The organism is Prochlorococcus marinus str. MIT 9107, from assembly GCF_000759855.1.
GTDB classification, from domain to species: Bacteria; Cyanobacteriota; Cyanobacteriia; order PCC-6307; family Cyanobiaceae; genus Prochlorococcus_A; species Prochlorococcus_A marinus_N.
In genome coordinates, this window is the sequence record NZ_JNAI01000010.1 from 92,670 (window position 1) to 112,120 (window position 19,451).

The following is a 19,451-nucleotide window of genomic DNA, read 5'->3' on the forward strand; positions in this document are numbered from 1 at the left end:
AGTATATTTTTCATGACCAACTCTGATTATCTTTTAAAAGCTGCTATTAAAAAAGTAACCGAGAAATTAAATGAGATATTGGTTGAAAAAATTGAAGAAGCAACAAATATTGCACAGGATACTCCAGAGATTCTCAAAAAAGAATTTGATAACTTGAAAGAATCCATCATCGAAGAAGCCTCAAAGATGGAAAAAACAGAGGATATCCAAAATGATGAGAACACATATACTTTTAAAAATTCCAAAATAAAAAAAGCTTTAAATGAAATTGAAGGTATTAATAAGCAAATTGACGTAATTAATAAAAAAATGAATAACCAAATTTAATGAGCCATCACATTCTTAATTATCGTTTAAAAAAATTTAAGAGGGGCTTTCGTATTTGGATAACCCTGATTTCTCTTTTAATGAATTTGTGGCTAGATAATATTAGGTTCACAATCTTCCAAACTAATATAAATAAAAAAAGGAAGGTCCAAATTAAACGGGCAAGATGGTTTACTAATCAATTAATCAAGCTTGGTTCTGCATTTATTAAAATTGGACAATTATTATCTGCGAGACCTGATTTAATTCCTAACACCTGGATTAAGGAATTATCTAAATTACAGGATCAAGTTCCTAAATTTTCATTTGAGCAAGTTAAAGAAACCATTAGAGAAGAATTAGGGCCAAGATTTGATCACATAGATCAAATAATATGTGATCCGGTTGGATCAGCATCATTGGCTCAGGTTCATAGGGCAACTTTAATAGATGGCAAAAAAGTAGTATTTAAAGTTCAAAGGCCCAATTTAAAAGAATTATTTATTATCGATTTGGGTATTATGCAGCAAATAGCAGGATTATTACAGAAAAACAGGAATTGGAGTAGAGGAAGAAACTGGGTTGAGATTGCAAAAGAGTGTAGGAAAGTTCTTATGAAGGAGCTTGATTTTAATTGTGAAGCACAATATGCAGCAAGATTTAGACAGCAATTTCTTGATGATGAAAATGTTGAAGTTCCTAAAGTAATTTGGGACATGAGCAGTGAAAAAGTGCTTTGTCTAAGTTATCTAGGAGGAACAAAAATAAGTGATTTAGAAAAATTACGATCTCAAAAAATTGATTTGCCAAAAATTGCAGAAATTGGCGCCATCAGCTACTTGAAACAATTAGTGAATTACGGTTTTTTTCATGCAGATCCTCATCCAGGGAATCTAGCTGTTTCAAATAAAGGTAAATTAATTTTTTACGATTTTGGAATGATGGGTAATATCTCTATCAAACTTCAAACAAGATTAGGAGCAATGGTTAAGGCAGCTGCTTTAAGAGATACCTCATCCCTTGTAAGTCAATTACAACAAGCTGGACTAATTTCAAAAGATATTGATATAGGACCAGTAAGAAGATTAGTCAGATTGATGCTTAAAGAAGCCTTAACTCCACCATTTAGTCCAAATATAATTGAAAAATTATCTGGAGATTTATATGAACTTGTTTATGAAACACCATTTCAACTGCCAGTGGATTTAATTTTTGTTATGAGAGCTTTATCAACTTTTGAAGGGGTTGGCAGAATGCTTGACCCAGGGTTTAATCTTGTATCAGTTACCAAGCCTTATTTAATAGAACTTATGACTTCTAATAATCAAACTCCCAACGATTTAATTAACCAATTTGGAAGGCAAGTAGGTGAAATAGGATCCAAAGCTGTGGGAATTCCTAAAAGAATTGATGAAAGTTTAGAAAGATTAGAGCAGGGCGATTTACAGTTACAAATTAGGATGGGAGAGTCTGATAGACAATTTAAAAAAATGTTTACTGCCCAAAAAACATTAGGCCATTCAATTCTTATAGGAAGCTTATCAATTGCATCTGCTTTACTTGTAACTAATAAGCAAAATAATTTTGCATTGTTACCATTATTTTTTGCACTACCAATAACCATTGATTGGATAAAATGCCAATTAAGTATGAGTAAAGGCTCACGATTAGAAAAACTTAAGCGCTAGAAAAAACTATATATTTTTTGGACCTAAACCTAAAGCACCAGCAAATCTTGCTTTATTTCCTAATTCCTCCTCAATTTTCAAAAGTCTGTTATATTTTGCAATCCTTTCACTTCTACTTAAAGAGCCAGTCTTGATCTGGCCAGATCTTGTAGCTACAGATAGATCAGCAATTGTTGTATCTTCAGTCTCACCACTTCTATGACTTATAACACTTGTTAAACCAGAAGTTTTGGCTAACTCAATCGCTTCCAAAGTTTCAGTTAATGTTCCGATTTGATTTACCTTTATTAGGATAGAATTAGCAGATTTTTCAATAATCCCTTTTCTTAACCTTTCTGTATTAGTTACGAATAAGTCATCACCTACAAGCTGAACTTTATTGCCTAGTTCATTATTTAATTCTGACCAACCCTCCCAATCATCTTCTGCTAAACCGTCCTCTATTGAAACTATTGGATAATTAGAAACTAATCTTGAAAAATATGAAATCATTTCAGAACTATTTAAACTTTTCCCCTCAAATTTATAAATGCCATCGTTATAAAATTCAGTACTAGCTGCATCTAAAGCTAAGGAAACTTGCTCACCAGGAATAAATCCAGCTTTTTGAATGGCCTCTAACAGTAAGTCTCCGGCTTCTTCGCTCGATAATAAATCAGGTGCGAATCCACCCTCATCGCCTACAGCAGTAGATAGGCCTTTTATATCAAGCAATGATTTGAGTGAATGAAAAATTTCAGTACCCATTCTTAGTGATTCACTGAAATTTTGCACTCCATGAGGGACAAGCATAAATTCCTGAAAATCAAGACTATTGGGCGCATGAGCACCTCCATTTATTACGTTCATCAATGGTACTGGAAGAAGATTAGATAAAGGATCTCCAAGATACCTGTAAAGAGGTATGCCCAAGGCATTTGCTGAAGCCCTTGCATTTGCAAGACTTACTGCAAGGATTGAATTGGCTCCAAGATTAGATTTATTAGGAGTCCCATCAATTTCAATCATTAAATTATCTACCTCTGTTTGATCTAAAGCTGACAAACCACATAAGGCAGGCGATATTGTTTCATGAATTTTATTAACAGCATTTAAAACTCCTTTTCCCATATATTTTGAACCGCCATCTCTTAATTCATGAGCCTCATGGGCACCAGTACTGGCTCCGCTAGGAACAATCGCTCTACCACTTGCCCCACATTCCAAAAATACTTCTGCCTCTACAGTCGGATTACCTCTTGAATCAAGGACTTGCCTTGCTTCAATGGTATCAATTAGAAAATCAATAGTTTCTTTCACAATTTAATTATTACTATTTAAATCCTAATTAATAGCTGAACTATTTGGCTAACATCTGAAATATATATGTTAATCAAATATAATTTTTGATTAGAGAACAACTTAGATGCACATTAAGGCTCTTATTTATTCCAAACTTTGAACAATGTCTTTCATGAACATATTTTTCAATTTCATCTTACAATTTGAAAATTATTAGATGATAATTAATGCATATCCTATTTAGAATATTTAATAATAGCCAACTATAGTTTTTTATAGTTTATGAGAGAAACCCTTACATCAAGTCCTGAACTTTTTAGCGATATAAGTTGGAATCTTCTTCTATTAGGGGAAGAAACAGCAAAAAAATGGGATCATAGCGAATTTAATATTGAACACATAATTCATACGTTGTTTACATCAAGTGAATTCTTTGCTTTCATTGAGAAATTATCAATAGACCAAGATACAGTTTTAGATATAACGGAAGATTTCTTAGAAGAGACACCAATAAATGATTCAGATATTTTCACAATAGGAGAAGATTTAGAAATTTTATTAGATAATGCAAATCAGATTAAAATTCAATGGGGATCGAGATTAATAGAAATCCCACATTTACTAATTGCTCTTGGAAGAGATTTAAGAATTGGTAATTATGTTTTTCAAGAAGGCAATCTTTCAATTGAAAAATTAGAGGAAGAATTAAAGTTTTCCCCAAATATTAATCAATCGAAAAATCCTGTTGATTTTAAGAATGTAATTGAGATCAATAATCAATCAAATTTTGAATCGAACCAAGGGACTTTAGTGAATAAAAAGAATCTAGATAAAGCTATTGTTCCTTTACCTAAAAGTGAACTCCAAGTCGAAACCAAAAAACAAATTGGAAAAGATGATAATGCTCTTTCACTTTATGGAAAAGATTTAACAGAATCAGCCAAAAAAGCTTTACTTGATCCTGTTATAGGAAGAGAAAATGAGATCAATAATTTGATGAGGGTACTATGCAGAAGAAACAAAAATAATCCCATACTTATCGGCAACCCTGGAGTGGGTAAAACTTCAATTGCGAAATTACTAGCACAATTAATTATAGAAAAAAAAGTTCCTGATTCATTAAAAGACTTTAAAATTATTTCACTTGACTTAGGTGCATTAGTTGCTGGGACAAAATTTAGAGGTCAATTAGAGGAACGGCTAAGCTTAATACTTCAAGAATTAAACGATCCAAGCCAAGGAATGATTTTATTTATTGATGAAATCCACTCAATATTAAGTTCTGACAGATCTACTGCTGATATTAGTAATATCTTGAGACCCTTACTAGCTGAGGGAGAACTTAGATGTATTGGTACAACAACACCTGAAAAATTTCGTGAAACTATTGAAAAAGATCAAGCATTGAATAATTGCTTTCAAAAGATAGCTGTTAATGAACCTTCAGTAGAATTGAGTGCACAAATACTGCAAGGCATCAAAAAGAAATATGAACTACATCATGGCATAAGAATTTCTGAAGACGCTGTGAATTATTCTGCAAAGTTGGCCGACAGATATATCAGCGATAAATATCTCCCTGATAAAGCAATAGATCTAATTGATGAAGCAGCAGCACAATTAAAAATCGAATCTAATAACAAGCCCCAATTGATTCTCCAACAAGAAAACAAAATTTATACTATTGATAAAAAATTGAATAATTTGCTAAGTAAAAATATCGAAGAGAAAGAAAAACTATTAAATGTTAGGCAACAATCAGAGGCAAAATTGAATGTTCTTTTCGACAATTGGAATTTTTTTCGAGAAGAAATGGAACAATTATCTATTTTGATGAAAGAAGAAGATAAGCTAACTAAAAAAATTAAAGATAGATCAAATCGTTTGATTGCAAATGATCTGGAATTTTTAGAGAAGCTTGAAGAAGATTTAAGTGAAATAGAGAATGAAATACAAAAAGTTGAAGAAAACTTCAATAAAATAAAGAAAAATAGAAATTTCCCTTTTAGATATCAAGTTGAACCAGATGATATTGCAGATGTTATTTCAAAAATCACAGGAATTCCAATTTCTAAAGTAGTTTCAAGTGAACGTATGAAATTAGTTAATTTAGAAAAAGAATTAAGTGAAAAAGTTATTGGACAAGAAAAAGCTATAGAAGCTGTTTCTTCTGCAATTAGAAGAGCTCGCGTTGGGATGAAAAGTCCAAAAAGACCCATTGGTTCTTTTTTATTTATGGGTCCTACAGGTGTTGGCAAAACAGAATTAGCAAAATCTCTTGCATCAGCTTTATTTGATGAAGAAGAAGCACTTTTAAGATTAGACATGAGTGAATATATGGAGAAAAATGCAGTAGCAAGACTTTTAGGAGCTCCTCCAGGCTATGTTGGTTATGAAGAGGGAGGACAATTAACTGAAGCTGTAAGACGCAAACCTTATTCAGTAATACTTCTTGATGAGATAGAGAAGGCACATACAGAAGTTTTTAATATCCTTTTACAAGTCTTAGATGAAGGTAGATTAACTGACTCTCAAGGAAGAACAGTGGACTTCAAAAATACCGTTATCATTATGACAAGTAACCTGGCAGGGAAAGTTATACTTGAGTATTCACAAAAGATTTCTAAAAGTGAGGAAAAGTTAGAAAAAGATCAACAAACTCTAGAAAATTCTATTAGTAATACATTGTCTTCAATTTTTAGACCGGAATTTCTAAATAGAATTGATGAAGTAGTAAAGTTTAATCCATTATCTATTGATGAACTTCAAAAAATAATTATTCTACAAACAGAAGATTTAAAGAACCTTCTTCTTGAACAGAAAATAAATATCGCTATAGACAAAAAAGTTATCAATAAAATTGCGAACGATTCTTACGAACCTGAATATGGAGCTAGACCACTTGGCAGGGAACTTAGAAGACAGATAGAAAATCCCTTAGCTGCAAAACTGTTAGAGGACAATTTTAAAAACAAAAAAAATATCACAATTAAACTTAACCCCGCTAAAAAAGATGAGATTGTCTTCAGACCTAGCTGAGGAGTAAATCGATAAGCTAAAATAAAATTAATGCGTAAAGCAAAATTCCAAAAAATCTTGTGACAAGTCCTACTACTAATCAAGAACCTCTTAAAAAAGATTCCCCTCAAATTGAAGAACCTAAAAAAAAGAATAATTTTTTAAGATCTACTTACGATGAGTTTAAACTTGTCGTATGGCCAAACAAACAACAACTTTTTAGCGAATCGGTTGCGGTTATAATTATGGTATCCTTTTCTGCGGCAGCCATAGCATCTGTCAGCAGATTCTTTGGATGGGCAGCCTCTCAAATTTTTGGTTGAATTATCCCTTAATATCCATTTTGATACAGATTTTAATTAATTTTCCAAAAAAAAAATGAGTAATGAATTAACTACAAACCTTCCTTCTTCAAAAGCAAATACTAGCATCGCAAGATGGTATGCAATTCAAGTTGCATCAAGTTGTGAAAAAAAAGTAAAAGCTACTCTGGAGCAGAGATCAGTAACTTTAGGAGTTAATAATCGAATCATTGAAATTGAAATTCCCCAAACTCCTGGAATTAAATTAAAAAAAGATGGAAGCAGACAGACTACTGAAGAAAAAGTTTTCCCAGGTTATGTCCTAGTAAGAATGATTTTGGATGAAGATACAATGATGGCTGTAAAAAGTACTCCAAATGTAATTAACTTTGTTGGTGCTGAAGACGGTAGAGGCAGCGGGAGATCACGAGGTCATATCAAACCTCGACCATTATCCAGGCAAGAAGTTAATAGAATCTTTAAGCGCGCATCAGAGAAAAAAGCTGTCATCAAATTAGATATTGAAGAAAAAGATAGAATCATAGTAACTAGTGGCCCATTCAAGGATTTCCAGGGAGAGGTAATAGAAGTTTCTGGGGAAAGAAATAAATTAAAAGCATTACTTTCAATATTTGGGCGCGAGACTCCTGTAGAATTAGAATTCTCCCAAATCAATAAACAAAATTAATTTCTAATTGTTATTGTTTATCGAGTAAAATAATGATTTTCCACCTCAGCTTAAATTCTCTAATCTAATGGCAAAAAAAATTGTTGCAGTTATTAAGCTTGCTCTACAAGCAGGCAAAGCAAATCCTGCTCCCCCTGTTGGACCAGCTTTAGGACAACATGGGGTCAATATTATGGCATTCTGTAAAGAATACAATGCAAGGACACAAGATAAAGCAGGTTTTGTTATTCCAGTTGAGATTTCTGTTTTTGAAGATAGGAGCTTTACTTTTATTACAAAAACGCCACCTGCTTCCGTCTTAATAACAAAAGCAGCGGGGATAGAAAAAGGATCAGGTGAATCTGCGAATGGCTCTGTTGGGAATATAAGTAAAGCTCAATTAGAAGAAATAGCCAAAACTAAGCTTCCTGATTTAAACTGTTCTAGTATTGAATCAGCAATGAAAGTAATTGAGGGTACTGCTCGTAATATGGGTGTCTCTATTACTGATTGAGTTCAATACAAAATTACCCACTATTTAGGGGAGGTTAGTCAATAACCGTTTGTACCCAAAATTACATATGAAAAAACTATCAAAAAGAATGGCGGCTCTATCAACAAAGATAGAAGATCGCATTTATGCACCACTTGAAGCTCTTAGTATTATCAAGGAAAATGCAAACGCTAAATTTGATGAAACTATAGAAGCGCATATACGGTTAGGTATTGATCCAAAATATACTGATCAACAATTAAGAACCACAGTTGCTTTACCCCATGGTACTGGTCAAAGCATTAAAATCGCAGTAATCACAAGCGGCGAGAATGTATCGAAAGCTAAGTCTTCAGGCGCAGATTTATTCGGAGAAGAAGATCTTGTGGAAAGTATCAACAAAGGAAATATGGATTTTGATCTACTTATTGCAACTCCAGATATGATGCCAAAGGTTGCAAAATTAGGAAGAGTTTTAGGACCTAGAGGTTTAATGCCTAATCCTAAAGCTGGCACAGTAACTAATGATATTGCGAATGCAATAAAAGAATTTAAAGCTGGTAAGCTCGAATTTAGAGCAGATAAAGCAGGTATCGTTCATGTACGTTTTGGAAAAGCAAGTTTTACAAAAGAGGCGCTATTTGACAACTTAAAAACCTTACAAGAATCAATTGATAAAAACAAACCAAGTGGAGCAAAAGGAAAATTTTGGAAAAGTTTTTATATAACTTCAACTATGGGACCTTCAGTTCAAGTAGACATAAATGCAGTACAAGATTACCAATCTGAAGGTTAACCCTTTGTAGTATAATTTAAAGTGCAATAATACGGCCAAAGAAAGTAGGTTTATTTAGTTTCTCTAAATTTTTAATCCCTACCGAGGACTCGTCTTAATTATTTCTTTTTGGATCTAATAAAAGCGGCCTCTTTAAATGGACTTTGCCGCATTTCCTGCTCTCCCTAAATTACGATCCAAAAAACAACAATGGGCCGAACACTAGAGAATAAGCAAAAAATCGTTAATGAGATTAAATCCCTCTTAAACGATTCGGAAATGGCTTTGGTTCTTGACTATAAAGGTTTAACTATCAAAGAGATGTCGGATTTGCGATCTAGATTGCAAACAACTAAAGGCATTTGCAAAGTTACTAAAAATTCATTAATGCGTAAAGCTATTGATGGAGATAGTAATTGGAACGATCTTGAATCTTTACTTTCCGGAACAAATGCTTTTGTCTTAATTAAAGAAGATGTTGGTGGTGCTGTAAAAGCGATCCAATCTTTTCAAAAAGACACCCAAAAATCCGAAACCAAAGGAGCTTTATTTGAAGGCAGACTTCTTAGCGATTCTGAAATAAAAGAAATCGCAAGTCTTCCATCTAAAGAAGTATTGATGGCAAAAATTGCTGGCGCTCTAAATGGCGTTGCAACAAAAATTGCGATCTCTATCAACGAAGTGCCTTCTGGACTTGCTAGATCACTTAAACAACATTCTGAAAAATCAGAATCTTAAATTCAAAACCTAATTAAATTTTTAAGAAAATGTCCGCAAAAACTGAAGAAATTCTTGAATCATTAAAGTCTCTCTCACTTTTAGAAGCATCTGAGCTTGTAAAGAAAATTGAAGAGGCTTTTGGTGTATCTGCTGCTGCTTCAGCAGGTGTAGTAATGGCAGCTCCAGGAGCAGCTGGTGGTGATGGAGATGGTGGCGCTGCCGAAGAAAAAACTGAATTTGATGTAGTTCTAGAAAGCTTTGATGCAGCTGCAAAAATAAAAGTACTTAAGGTTGTAAGAAATGCAACTGGTTTAGGTCTTGGAGATGCAAAAGCACTTGTTGAATCCGCACCAAAAACAGTAAAAGAAGGAATTGCCAAAGCAGATGCTGAATCTTTAAAGAAAGAGATTGAAGAAGCTGGCGGTAAAGTTACACTTAAGTAAAAGTACATTTTTTCAAGCCGGTAAAATTAATATCGGCTTCAAAAATTATGAATAGTAATACTATTGCAATTGAAGCTGCAACAGATGGAGCCTGCAGTGGTAATCCAGGTCCAGGTGGTTGGGGTGGTTTAATAATATTCGAAGATAACAGTGAATTAGAAATAGGTGGTTCCGAAAAAAATACCACTAACAATAGAATGGAACTAACAGCTGCTATAAAAACTCTAGAGAAATTAAAAAACTATACATTAAAAGAGAACTTTAAATTAAGAACTGATAGTAAATATGTCATAGAAGGGTATACAAAATGGATTATTAATTGGAAGAAAAATGGATGGAAAACAAGCTCAGGGAAATCAGTTCAAAATCTTGATTTATGGCAAAAAATTGATCAATTAAGAATTAATGGCTTAATAATGGAATATGTTAAGGGTCATAGCGGAGATCGACAAAACGACAGGGTTGATAAAATCGCAACTAATTACAGCAAAGGTATTTCTATAGAGATTAACTCAAAAGAAGCAGAATCCTCTGTTGACTTTTTTGAAAAAAATGCACCTCCTAAAATTCAAGAATTATTTTCAAGAAATGTATTAATCCAAAAATTTGCAGAAAAAAAGTACTTATTAAGTTCACCAGAACTAATTAACTTATTGGGCGCAGAATACCAGTTAAAGATAGAAAAATATTTATTTTTTGAATGGCGCAATTGGAGATTCATTCCTAAAGATAAAAAATATTGGATAATAGAAAAAAAAGAATCCTAATTTTTTATGAAGGAACAGAAGGAAGTATTTAAAAATCTTTATAAAAACTTGATGACTCCTATACTAAAAAAAGATTCTGGCATAGATGCAGAATATTTAACTAATTTATCTCTTAGCCTTCTATCATTCAGTTCAAGAAAACATAATTGGCCTATAGTTTCATCAATCCTAAAAAATCTAAATGAAGAGTTTTCTATAGTTGATAAAAGATTAACTCAGAAAATATGTGGAATAAATTTTTGTAATCCAATTGGTTTAGCTGCTGGTTTTGACAAAAATGGAAATGCTGCAAATATATGGAGAAATTTTGGTTTTGGTTTTGCTGAACTTGGTACAGTAACTAAATTTGCTCAAAATGGGAATCCCAAACCAAGGTTATTTAGATTAGCAGAAGAAGAGGCCGCATTAAATAGGATGGGTTTCAATAACAATGGTGCTGAAAATCTAGTTAAAAACTTTCTTGAACAAGGTATTGAGTTTAAAGAAAACAGGAAGAATATTTGTTTGGGAATAAATTTCGGCAAATCTAAAATTACTGATTTATCTCAAGCTAAAGATGATTATTTAACTTCTCTAAAATTATTAATTCCATATTGTGATTATGCAGCAATAAACGTAAGTTCTCCAAATACTGAAGGACTAAGAAAGTTGCAAGATCCAATTCTGCTAAAAGAACTTCTTAAAGAAATTAAAGATTTACCTAATTGTCCCCCCTTATTTGTAAAAATTGCGCCAGATTTAAGCCTTAAAGATATTGAAGATATTTGTCAATTAATAATCGAGGAAAATATCGACGGAATAATTGCTACTAATACTAGTATTGATAGATTAGGTCTTGAAAATAGAAAGATAAGTCAAACAGGATTATTACTTTCAGAAGAAAATGGAGGATTAAGTGGAAAGCCTCTACAAAAAAAAGCAAATAAAATAATAAAACATATAAATAATATTGACAAAAAAATTATTTTAATTGGCGTTGGTGGGATCGATAGTCCTGAGTCAGCTTGGGAAAGGATTTGTTCTGGAGCATCATTAATTCAACTTTATACAGGATGGATATATAAGGGGCCACAATTAGTACCAGATATACTTCAAGGAATTATAAAGCAACTCAATAACCATCAATTATCTAATATAAGAGAGGCCATTGGCTCAGATTTAAAATGGGTTGAATAAACTCAGAAACTGAATAATGAATAAATTGGAAACTAATGATTACACAACAGAAGGAATGCAAATATCAAACTTAAAACATGGAGGGAATGTATATGCAAATGCAAAAAGATTAAATTTATTACCCTCTGAAATTATTGACTCAAGTGCCTCATTAGTACCCTTTCCCCCGCCTCAAATACTAATAGATTCATTAAATGACGAAATTAAGAATCTTGGATTTAGATATTACCCTGAGAGAAACTTGAGTGATTTAAAAGAAATAATTGGTAAATTTCATGGGATAAATCCAGAAACTATATTGCCTGGAAATGGAGCTTCTGAGCTAATAACTTGGGCAGGTTACGAAGCATCCAAATTTGGGATCAGTTGTATTCCTTCTCCAAGCTTTGTTGATTATGAAAGATCTTTAAATTGTTGGAAAAGCAATTTCGTACATTGCGAATTACCAAAAAACTGGAATAATACTTTTCCTCAATCATTTCCATTTAATCCCAAAGGAGATGTTATTTGGATAACAAATCCACATAACCCTACCGGCCAATTGTGGGAGAAAAATTCATTGGAGGCAATTATAAATAAATATAAGTTAGTTATCTGTGATGAGGCTTTCTTATCGATAACACCTAATGGAGAAAAAGAATCTTTAATACCATTAACCAAAAAATATGATAATTTATTAGTCTTAAGAAGCTTGACCAAAATCTTCAATATTCCAGGTCTTAGATTAGGTTATGTTATTGGCTCATCGAAGAAACTTAAGGAATGGAACATAATTAGAGATCCTTGGCCATTAAATTCCTTTGCTATTAAAGCTGGAATTGAACTACTAAGTAACAAGAAATTCTATGAACAATGGACAAGGCAGATTCACACCTGGATAAATATTGAAAGGGAAAGAGTTTGCTTAAAATTATCAAAAATAGAAAACCTTAAAGTTCATAATTCTTCAACCAACTTTTTTTTAATAGAGAGTAACAAATCTTTGTCACCGAATATAAAATACTTAGAAAAGAAAGGTATATTACTTAGAGAATGTACTTCATTTAGATTTCTTGACGAAAAATGGGCGAGAATAAGTTTGCAGAGCAAGGAAAATAATAGTCTTTTATGTAGAGAGATTCAAAATTCCTTTAAAAAATAATTAATTAATTTTTTTATCTCAACTTTAGATTTAATTTTATTATTATTTTCCATGTTGCTCTTCATGAGATCTAATATTTCATATTGATTTTTTCCATTTTTTAATTTTATTTTAAAAATTCTTTCTATTGTTTCTTCAAATAATTCTTTAGAAATTTTGCTTTGATTAATTAAAACTGAGACTCCATTTTCAGCAAGAATTATTGCATTTTTCTCCTGATGATTATTTTTAGAATAAGGATATGGGATTAAAATTGAAGGTTTTTCAGTCTCTATTAATTCATTTATTGTTCCTGCACCTGATCTAGATATTACAAGATCGCAATTTTGCATTAAAGCTGCGATTTCATTAGTAAATTTCTTTTGAACATAATTTTTTGAACTTTTCATCTGAAAGGTTTTTTGATTATATTTTCCAGTAATATGTACTATCCGAAACTGTTTTTTCAGTAAAAATTCTAGAGATTCGTAAACAATTTGATTTATGGCTTTTGCTCCTTGACTACCTCCCATAACAATCAAAAGAGGTCCTTTTCCTTTTGGGACCCATTCTGGCAAGAGATTAGATTTATAGAATTGCTCCCGTAAAGGGGTACCAGTGAAAATAGTTTTACAGTTGTTTAAATAGGAATTTGTTTTCTTAAATCCTAAAAGAACATAGTCACATAAAAAACCAAAATATTTCGTAACCATACCTGGCATTAAATTTGATTCATGAATAATGACAGGTATCCTGAGAAGTTTTGAAGCAACAATAGTAGGAGCTGAGATATAACCTCCAGTAGTAAAAACCAAATTAATTTTTTTTTCTTTTAAAATTCGAATTATTTGGAAAGTTGACATTAAAATTTCTATATATTGATAAAATAAAAAAATATTTTTTCTTGGTGTTTTTATATTCAAAGTGGTCAAATTATATTTTTTGGGAATAAAATTTGCATCAAGTCTTTGATGGGCCCCCAACCAATGAATATTCCATTCATCTTCTAGCTCTTTAGAAACTGCTAAAGCTGGGAAAATATGCCCTCCTGTTCCACTAGCTGCAATTAATAAATTATTTTTTTTAGACATAAAAACTTTAATTAGTAGAATGAAAATAACAACTAAGAAATATGTTTAAATTAAACTTATTTAAAAATATAGGTGTTCCTCTCTACTTATTTATTTATCTCATTATTCCTTATTCAGCAATAACGCAAACTTTAAGTGTTAACCTTGAAAGAAATCTAGAGAACTCTTTAAATGGGAGAGATTTAGAATTTTTTAGAAAATATTTTAGAAATGAAGAAAACAAAAATATAACAAAACAATTTTCAAAGATTATTAATGATTTCCCCGATAGTAAATGGAAAATCAAAAGATTAAAATCACAAATTCCAAATAAAGATATTTTTCGAATAAAAGTTTCAGGAAAAAAAATAGTTAACGGAGAAATACATATACTCGAATCCAATTTTGATTATTTTTTTTCAATTATAAATGGAAAAATAGATAAAGGGATCATCAAAAATTTATTCACAACAATAAGAAATGATAATAATAACGTAGATATTAGTTTTAAAATTCCTGATAAAGTTCTTACTGGCTCAAAATATGATATCGATATAATTCTTAATAAACCTCTTGAAGAAGTAATTATTGCGGGAGCTATAAAACCTCATCAAGTTAATTCATTATTTGAACAAGAAATATTATTGGAGCCATTAGCGTCTGGAGGAATTTTTAAAATGACTAGAGCCCCTTCAAAAACAGGGATACAAATTTGGTCAGGAATCATAGCTCATCCAGAGGGAATGATTACTTTCACAAAGAGTATTGATATCGTTGATGAGATATAGCCTAAGCGTTGTTTAAAGCAGCTACACCAGGTAAAGTTTTACCTTCTAAAAGTTCCAAGCTAGCCCCACCTCCAGTAGATATATGAGACATTTTCTCTGCTAATCCTGCTTTCTCAACTGCTGCAACTGAATCTCCACCACCAATTATTGTACAAACTTCAGAAAAAGCACTTAAGTCCGCAAGGGTCGTAGCTATTGCATTTGTGCCTTCTGCAAATTTATCAAATTCGAAAACTCCCATTGGACCATTCCAAATTATTGTCTTACATTCTGCAAGAGCGTTCTGAAAAACTTTAATGGAATCAGGGCCAATATCTAGACCCATCCAATTCCCACTAATTGAATCAATTTGAGATACTTTACTTTCGGCGTCAGGTGAAAATTCATTAGCTAAAACAACATCAGTAGGTAATAATAATTCAACTCCTTTTGCTTTTGCTTTTGCTTCTAAATCTTTGGCGAGCTCAAGTTTATCTTCTTCTACAAGGCTTTTTCCAACATCTAGACCTCTAGCTTTATAAAAAGTGAAAATCATACCTCCGCCAATCATAATTTTGTCACACTTATCTAGTAAAGAATCAAGCACTCCTATTTTGCTACTGACCTTTGATCCTCCAACTATTGCTGCTAATGGACGCTTTGGAGAATCTATTGCTCCTTGAAGGTATTTCAATTCTTTTTCTAAAAGAAATCCCGCTACTGATGGACTTAAATAATTAGTAACTCCCTGCGTAGAGGCATGAGCTCTATGAGCAGCACCAAAAGCATCATTTACATACATATCTGCATGTGATGCTAAATTTTTAGCAAAATCCAAGTCATTCTTTTCCTCTTCACCAAAAAAACGAACATTTTCAAGTAATAGAACATCTCCATTATTTAAGCTATTAGATTCTGCAACTGATTCATCACCTATACAACTGTTAGTAAGAGCAACATTTTTTCCCAACAATTCACTTAATCTTGCTACTACAGGGGTTAATCTCATTTTTTCGTTTACCTGACCTTTTGGTCTTCCAAAATGAGCAGCTAAGATAACTTTTGCAGAATGATTAATGAGATATTCTATAGTTGGGATCGCTGCTCTAATACGTGTATCGTCGGTTATTTGGCCATCTTCATTTAATGGAACATTAAAATCTACTCTGACAAGAACTTTTTTTCCTTCTAAATGTGTCTTGTCAAGACTGGAAAGAGATAATTTGGACATTAAGCAAACTTAATTTTTAATTTTAAAACCCTAACGTTAATTTGGGCTTATTGGGTAAAAAAGTAGTAACTGTTACCTATGCCTTAATAAATTTTAAGAATTGACTATTATAAAAATTTTTTAATTATTAAATTTATACTAAAATTTAGAGGTAAATACTTTTGAAACTTATAAAAATTAAAAGGAATACAAAATTTTATTTGATTTATTGAAGTGGACATACCCAAAATTCAATGGTATCCAGGCCATATTGCAAAAGCAGAAAAGAAATTATCTGAAGTTATCAATAAAGTAGATTTAGTTATAGAAGTTAGAGATGCACGAATTCCTTTGTCAACAGGACATCCACACTTAGACAAGTGGATCAACAATAAAAAACATATTCTTGTTATTAACAGATCAGACATGATCTCTCCTAATACAATCACTAGTTGGAATAAATGGTTTAATGCTAAAGATCAATATCCGCATTGGTGTGATGCTAAAAGAGGAATAGGTATTAAAGAAATTTGTAAGTCAGCTAAAGAATATAGGTCGACAATTGACCATAGAAGAATCTCTAGAGGAATGCGAATTAGGCCAATTAGAGCCCTTACACTTGGTTTCCCTAACGTAGGCAAGTCAGCATTAATTAATAGAATTGCGAAAAAAAGAGTGGTTAATAGTGCCAGGAAAGCAGGCGTGACTAAGAATTTAAGATGGATAAAATTAGAAAGTGGTATAGATCTACTAGATGCGCCTGGTGTTATACCTCCAAATTTAGAAGATCAAAAATCAGCACTTAATCTTGCACTATGTGACGATATTGGAGAAGCTGCTTACGAAATAGAGAGTGTCGCAATTGGATTTATCAAAATTATATCCACTCTAAAAAAAGATAAGAATGCGAATATCTCAATAAAACAAATATCTAATAGATACGGAGTTGATATTGCAAAAGGCTTTGAGAGTCCATCTGATTGGATCGATGAAGCAGCTTCAAAACATACCTCAGGCGATAAAAGAAGAATGTCTCATAAATTATTGGAAGATTATAGAAACCAAATGCTTGGTAAAATTGCATTAGAAGTTCCACCATGGAATTAAATAATAAAAATTCTTTCGGCATTGGAGAGGGTGAACTTATAGAAATTATTTATGAGCTACCTCTTCCTATGAGACTAGATAGATGGTTGGTAAGTAAAAGGCCAGAACAAAGTAGAGCAAGAATTCAACATTTCATCAATTCAGGATTAGTACTTGTAAACTATAAGACTGCGAAAGCAAAGACCCCATTAAAGAATGGCGACAATGTTCAAATCTGGATGCCTCCGCCAGAACCTCTTATATATTTGAAACCTGAAAAAATGGATTTAAAAATCCTTTTTGAAGACGAGCACATCATAGTAATCAATAAACAATCAGGACTAATTGTTCATCCTGCTCCTGGACACAAGTCAGGAACTCTAGTTAATGGATTACTTTTTCACTGTAATGATCTTCCTGGAATTAATGGTAAACTAAGACCTGGTATTGTTCACAGATTAGATAAAGATACCTCTGGATGTATGGTGGTAGCAAAAAGCCAAGAAGCATTAGTAAATCTCCAGAAACAAATAAAAGAAAAAATAGCTTCACGCGAATATATTGCAGTAATACATGGAGCACCTAATTCTGAAGAAGGTCAAATAGTGGGGAATATTGGTAGAGATAAATTAAATAGATTGAAATATAAAGTAGTTGAAGAAACTTCAGGAAGATATGCCTGCACCTATTGGAAATTAAAAGAAAGATTAGGAAATTACTCATTAATGAGTTTCAAATTAGATACAGGGCGAACGCATCAAATAAGGGTTCATTGCGCTCACATTAATCATCCTATTGTGGGTGATCCTTTATATGGAAGATGTAAAAAACTTCCCTGTAAATTAGAGGGCCAAGCGTTACACGCTATTAAGCTTGGCCTTATTCATCCAATAAATGGAAAAGAAATGTTATTTGAATCAGAATTACCATTAGATTTTCAAAAATTACTAAAAGTTCTTAAAGTTAAATAAGATTTAAAGAAGAATTTAGAAGAGATTTTGTATACATGTTTTGAGTTCTAGTAAATATTGTAGAACTTTCTCCTTCATCAACTATCTTTCCGTGATTCATTACTAGTAACCTATTACAAAATCTTTGAGCAATTCCTAAATCATGAGTGATAAAGATAATGGTTAAATCCATTTTTTCTTGCAAGTCTCTAAGTAATTCAAGAATTTCTATTTTTACTGAAGCATCTAACATATTTACGCTCTCATCACAAATCAAAATTTTTGGTTTCAACAATAGCGCTCTTGCTAATGAAATTCTTTGCAATTGACCACCAGATAATTGGCTAGGATAAGAATTTAAAAATTCACTCTTAAAGGGAAGACTTAAATTTCTAAACATGAGTTTTATTTCCTTTTCAATTTTTCTTTTATCTGAAATTTTTTGAATAAAAAAAATATCTTCCAAAAGATTTTTAATTGTCATTTTTGGATTCAAACTTGAAAAAGGATCTTGAAAAATAATTTGTATAAAATTGTGCTTTGTATAAGATTTATTTTTTTTCGATAAATGATTTGTATCATAAATTTTTATTTCACCACCTCTTGCTTTAAGAAGGCCAATTAAAGCCCTACATAATGTAGTTTTACCGCTTCCTGAAGAACCAACTATTCCAAGAGTCTCATTTTTATATAATTTGAAACTTACTTCATTTAAAGCCTTATTCCATTTATTCCGAAAAATTGAAGAATTTAATTTATACCAATGCCTTAAGTTATTAACCTCTAAAACTACTTCATTTAAAACATTGTTTTTAGTATTTGGTTCTAAAACTATATTCGAAGCATTTACTAATTTTATGCCAATATCTGACTTTGGTGATTGAAGAATGTCTGATATATTTCCATTTTCAATAATCGAACCTTTCTCAATTATTGCAATTTTCTTACACCACTTTGCTGCAAGATTAATATCATGACTAATTAGAATTAAAGTAGTTTCGAATGTATTACATAAGTGAATTATTTCTTTCATAATTTCAAAACTTGTTATGGAATCAAGGCTTGTAGTAGGTTCATCAGCTATTAATAATTTAGGTTTTAAAGCAAGAGCCATTGCTATAGAAACTCTCTGTCTCATTCCACCACTAAATTGATGTGGAAAAGCATCAAGGATACTTTCTTCAATGCCCACTTTTTGAAAAACTTCTTTCACTAATTGTTTAATATGCAAAGATGATTTAGTTGGATCATGAGTTTTAAATAATTCATATAAATGATCCCCAACTTTCATTAGTGGATTAAGTTTTTTTATAGAATCTTGATAGATAAATCCAAAATTTTTTCTTCTAAATAATTGAGATTCTTTATTATTTATTTTTCTAGGGTCTAAACATGAAATTGATATATGGCCTTGAAAAGTTGCTTGTTCAGGCAACATATTTACTAATGTTTTTGCAAAAGTAGTTTTTCCGCAACCAGAGGGACCAATGATAGCTAAATGATCCCCTCTATCTATTTCAAGATTAAAATTTTTGATTATTGGGCTCTTCTTTAAACTATATTGAACAGTAAGGTTTTTAACTGTAAGAATTTTTTCTTTTTTTATTTCCAT

At 31.7% G+C, this 19,451-nt stretch carries 19 protein-coding genes; 15 read left to right on the forward strand and 4 right to left on the reverse strand.

The window, feature by feature from the left end; translation table 11 throughout:
• Nucleotides 1-12 precede the first annotated feature (12 nt).
• Both EU92_RS01195 and EU92_RS01190 read left to right on the forward strand, forming a co-directional pair.
• Nucleotides 13-327, forward strand: coding sequence for a hypothetical protein (locus tag EU92_RS01195; RefSeq protein WP_032514603.1), 315 nt, complete (start codon nt 13-15; stop codon nt 325-327).
• Complete coding sequence (locus EU92_RS01190; protein ID WP_032514604.1) at nt 327-1,994, forward strand: ABC1 kinase family protein; 1,668 nt, start codon at nt 327-329, stop codon at nt 1,992-1,994. The genes EU92_RS01195 and EU92_RS01190 overlap by 1 nt, the downstream gene beginning before the upstream one ends.
• A gap of 6 nt (nt 1,995-2,000) precedes the next feature.
• Here EU92_RS01190 and eno read toward each other — a convergent pair whose 3' ends face one another.
• Entirely contained in the window at nt 2,001-3,293 is a 1,293-nt protein-coding gene (eno, locus tag EU92_RS01185) for a phosphopyruvate hydratase (protein WP_032514605.1), read from the reverse strand.
• A gap of 264 nt (nt 3,294-3,557) precedes the next feature.
• Here eno and EU92_RS01180 point away from each other — a divergent pair, with 264 nt between their 5' ends.
• From EU92_RS01180 to EU92_RS01135, 10 genes are all read left to right on the forward strand, one after another.
• Nucleotides 3,558-6,314 carry an ATP-dependent Clp protease ATP-binding subunit gene (locus EU92_RS01180; RefSeq protein WP_032514606.1) on the forward strand — a complete coding sequence of 919 codons (2,757 nt, stop codon included), beginning with the start codon at nt 3,558-3,560 and terminating at the stop codon, nt 6,312-6,314.
• 59 nt (nt 6,315-6,373) lie between these two features.
• On the forward strand, nt 6,374-6,616 hold the full coding sequence (gene secE / locus EU92_RS01175; protein ID WP_032514608.1) for a preprotein translocase subunit SecE: 243 nt from the start codon (nt 6,374-6,376) through the stop codon (nt 6,614-6,616).
• Between the two features lie 55 nt (nt 6,617-6,671).
• Nucleotides 6,672-7,283: a transcription termination/antitermination protein NusG gene (gene nusG / locus EU92_RS01170; RefSeq protein WP_032514609.1), complete on the forward strand. Its 612-nt coding sequence runs from the start codon at nt 6,672-6,674 to the stop codon at nt 7,281-7,283.
• A gap of 67 nt (nt 7,284-7,350) precedes the next feature.
• On the forward strand, nt 7,351-7,776 hold the full coding sequence (gene rplK, locus EU92_RS01165) for a 50S ribosomal protein L11 (RefSeq protein WP_032514610.1): 426 nt from the start codon (nt 7,351-7,353) through the stop codon (nt 7,774-7,776).
• A gap of 67 nt (nt 7,777-7,843) precedes the next feature.
• Nucleotides 7,844-8,551, forward strand: coding sequence for a 50S ribosomal protein L1 (gene rplA / locus EU92_RS01160; protein ID WP_032514810.1), 708 nt, complete (start codon nt 7,844-7,846; stop codon nt 8,549-8,551).
• Nucleotides 8,552-8,740: 189 nt separating this feature from the next.
• On the forward strand, nt 8,741-9,268 hold the full coding sequence (gene rplJ, locus EU92_RS01155; protein WP_032514611.1) for a 50S ribosomal protein L10: 528 nt from the start codon (nt 8,741-8,743) through the stop codon (nt 9,266-9,268).
• A 29-nt stretch (nt 9,269-9,297) separates the two neighbouring features.
• Nucleotides 9,298-9,693 carry a 50S ribosomal protein L7/L12 gene (rplL, locus tag EU92_RS01150; protein WP_032514612.1) on the forward strand — a complete coding sequence of 132 codons (396 nt, stop codon included), beginning with the start codon at nt 9,298-9,300 and terminating at the stop codon, nt 9,691-9,693.
• 47 nt (nt 9,694-9,740) lie between these two features.
• On the forward strand, nt 9,741-10,460 hold the full coding sequence (locus EU92_RS01145) for a ribonuclease H family protein (protein ID WP_032514614.1): 720 nt from the start codon (nt 9,741-9,743) through the stop codon (nt 10,458-10,460).
• Nucleotides 10,461-10,466: 6 nt separating this feature from the next.
• Nucleotides 10,467-11,636 carry a quinone-dependent dihydroorotate dehydrogenase gene (locus EU92_RS01140; RefSeq protein WP_032514617.1) on the forward strand — a complete coding sequence of 390 codons (1,170 nt, stop codon included), beginning with the start codon at nt 10,467-10,469 and terminating at the stop codon, nt 11,634-11,636.
• 16 nt (nt 11,637-11,652) lie between these two features.
• On the forward strand, nt 11,653-12,777 hold the full coding sequence (locus EU92_RS01135; protein WP_032514618.1) for a pyridoxal phosphate-dependent aminotransferase: 1,125 nt from the start codon (nt 11,653-11,655) through the stop codon (nt 12,775-12,777).
• Here the strand turns inward: EU92_RS01135 and murG are convergent.
• The gene (gene murG / locus EU92_RS01130) at nt 12,756-13,847 is read right to left on the reverse strand and encodes an undecaprenyldiphospho-muramoylpentapeptide beta-N-acetylglucosaminyltransferase (protein ID WP_032514619.1); all 1,092 of its coding nucleotides are present in this window, start codon (nt 13,845-13,847) and stop codon (nt 12,756-12,758) included. The two genes, EU92_RS01135 and murG, sit on opposite strands and share 22 nt — an antisense overlap.
• 41 nt (nt 13,848-13,888) lie before the next feature.
• Here murG and EU92_RS01125 point away from each other — a divergent pair, with 41 nt between their 5' ends.
• A complete protein-coding gene (locus tag EU92_RS01125; RefSeq protein ID WP_032514620.1) occupies nt 13,889-14,614 on the forward strand; it encodes a hypothetical protein in 726 nt (241 codons plus the stop codon).
• Nucleotide 14,615: 1 nt separating this feature from the next.
• Here EU92_RS01125 and EU92_RS01120 read toward each other — a convergent pair whose 3' ends face one another.
• On the reverse strand, nt 14,616-15,824 hold the full coding sequence (locus tag EU92_RS01120) for a phosphoglycerate kinase (RefSeq protein ID WP_032514621.1): 1,209 nt from the start codon (nt 15,822-15,824) through the stop codon (nt 14,616-14,618).
• 213 nt (nt 15,825-16,037) lie between these two features.
• On the opposite strand from EU92_RS01120, the gene ylqF reads away from it, so the two are divergent.
• Both ylqF and EU92_RS01110 read left to right on the forward strand, forming a co-directional pair.
• On the forward strand, nt 16,038-16,910 hold the full coding sequence (gene ylqF / locus EU92_RS01115; RefSeq protein ID WP_032514622.1) for a ribosome biogenesis GTPase YlqF: 873 nt from the start codon (nt 16,038-16,040) through the stop codon (nt 16,908-16,910).
• A complete protein-coding gene (locus tag EU92_RS01110; protein WP_032514623.1) occupies nt 16,901-17,860 on the forward strand; it encodes an RluA family pseudouridine synthase in 960 nt (319 codons plus the stop codon). Before ylqF ends, EU92_RS01110 begins: the two co-directional genes overlap by 10 nt.
• Here EU92_RS01110 and EU92_RS01105 read toward each other — a convergent pair.
• Complete coding sequence (locus EU92_RS01105; RefSeq protein WP_032514624.1) at nt 17,853-19,451, reverse strand: ABC transporter ATP-binding protein; 1,599 nt, start codon at nt 19,449-19,451, stop codon at nt 17,853-17,855. The two genes, EU92_RS01110 and EU92_RS01105, sit on opposite strands and share 8 nt — an antisense overlap.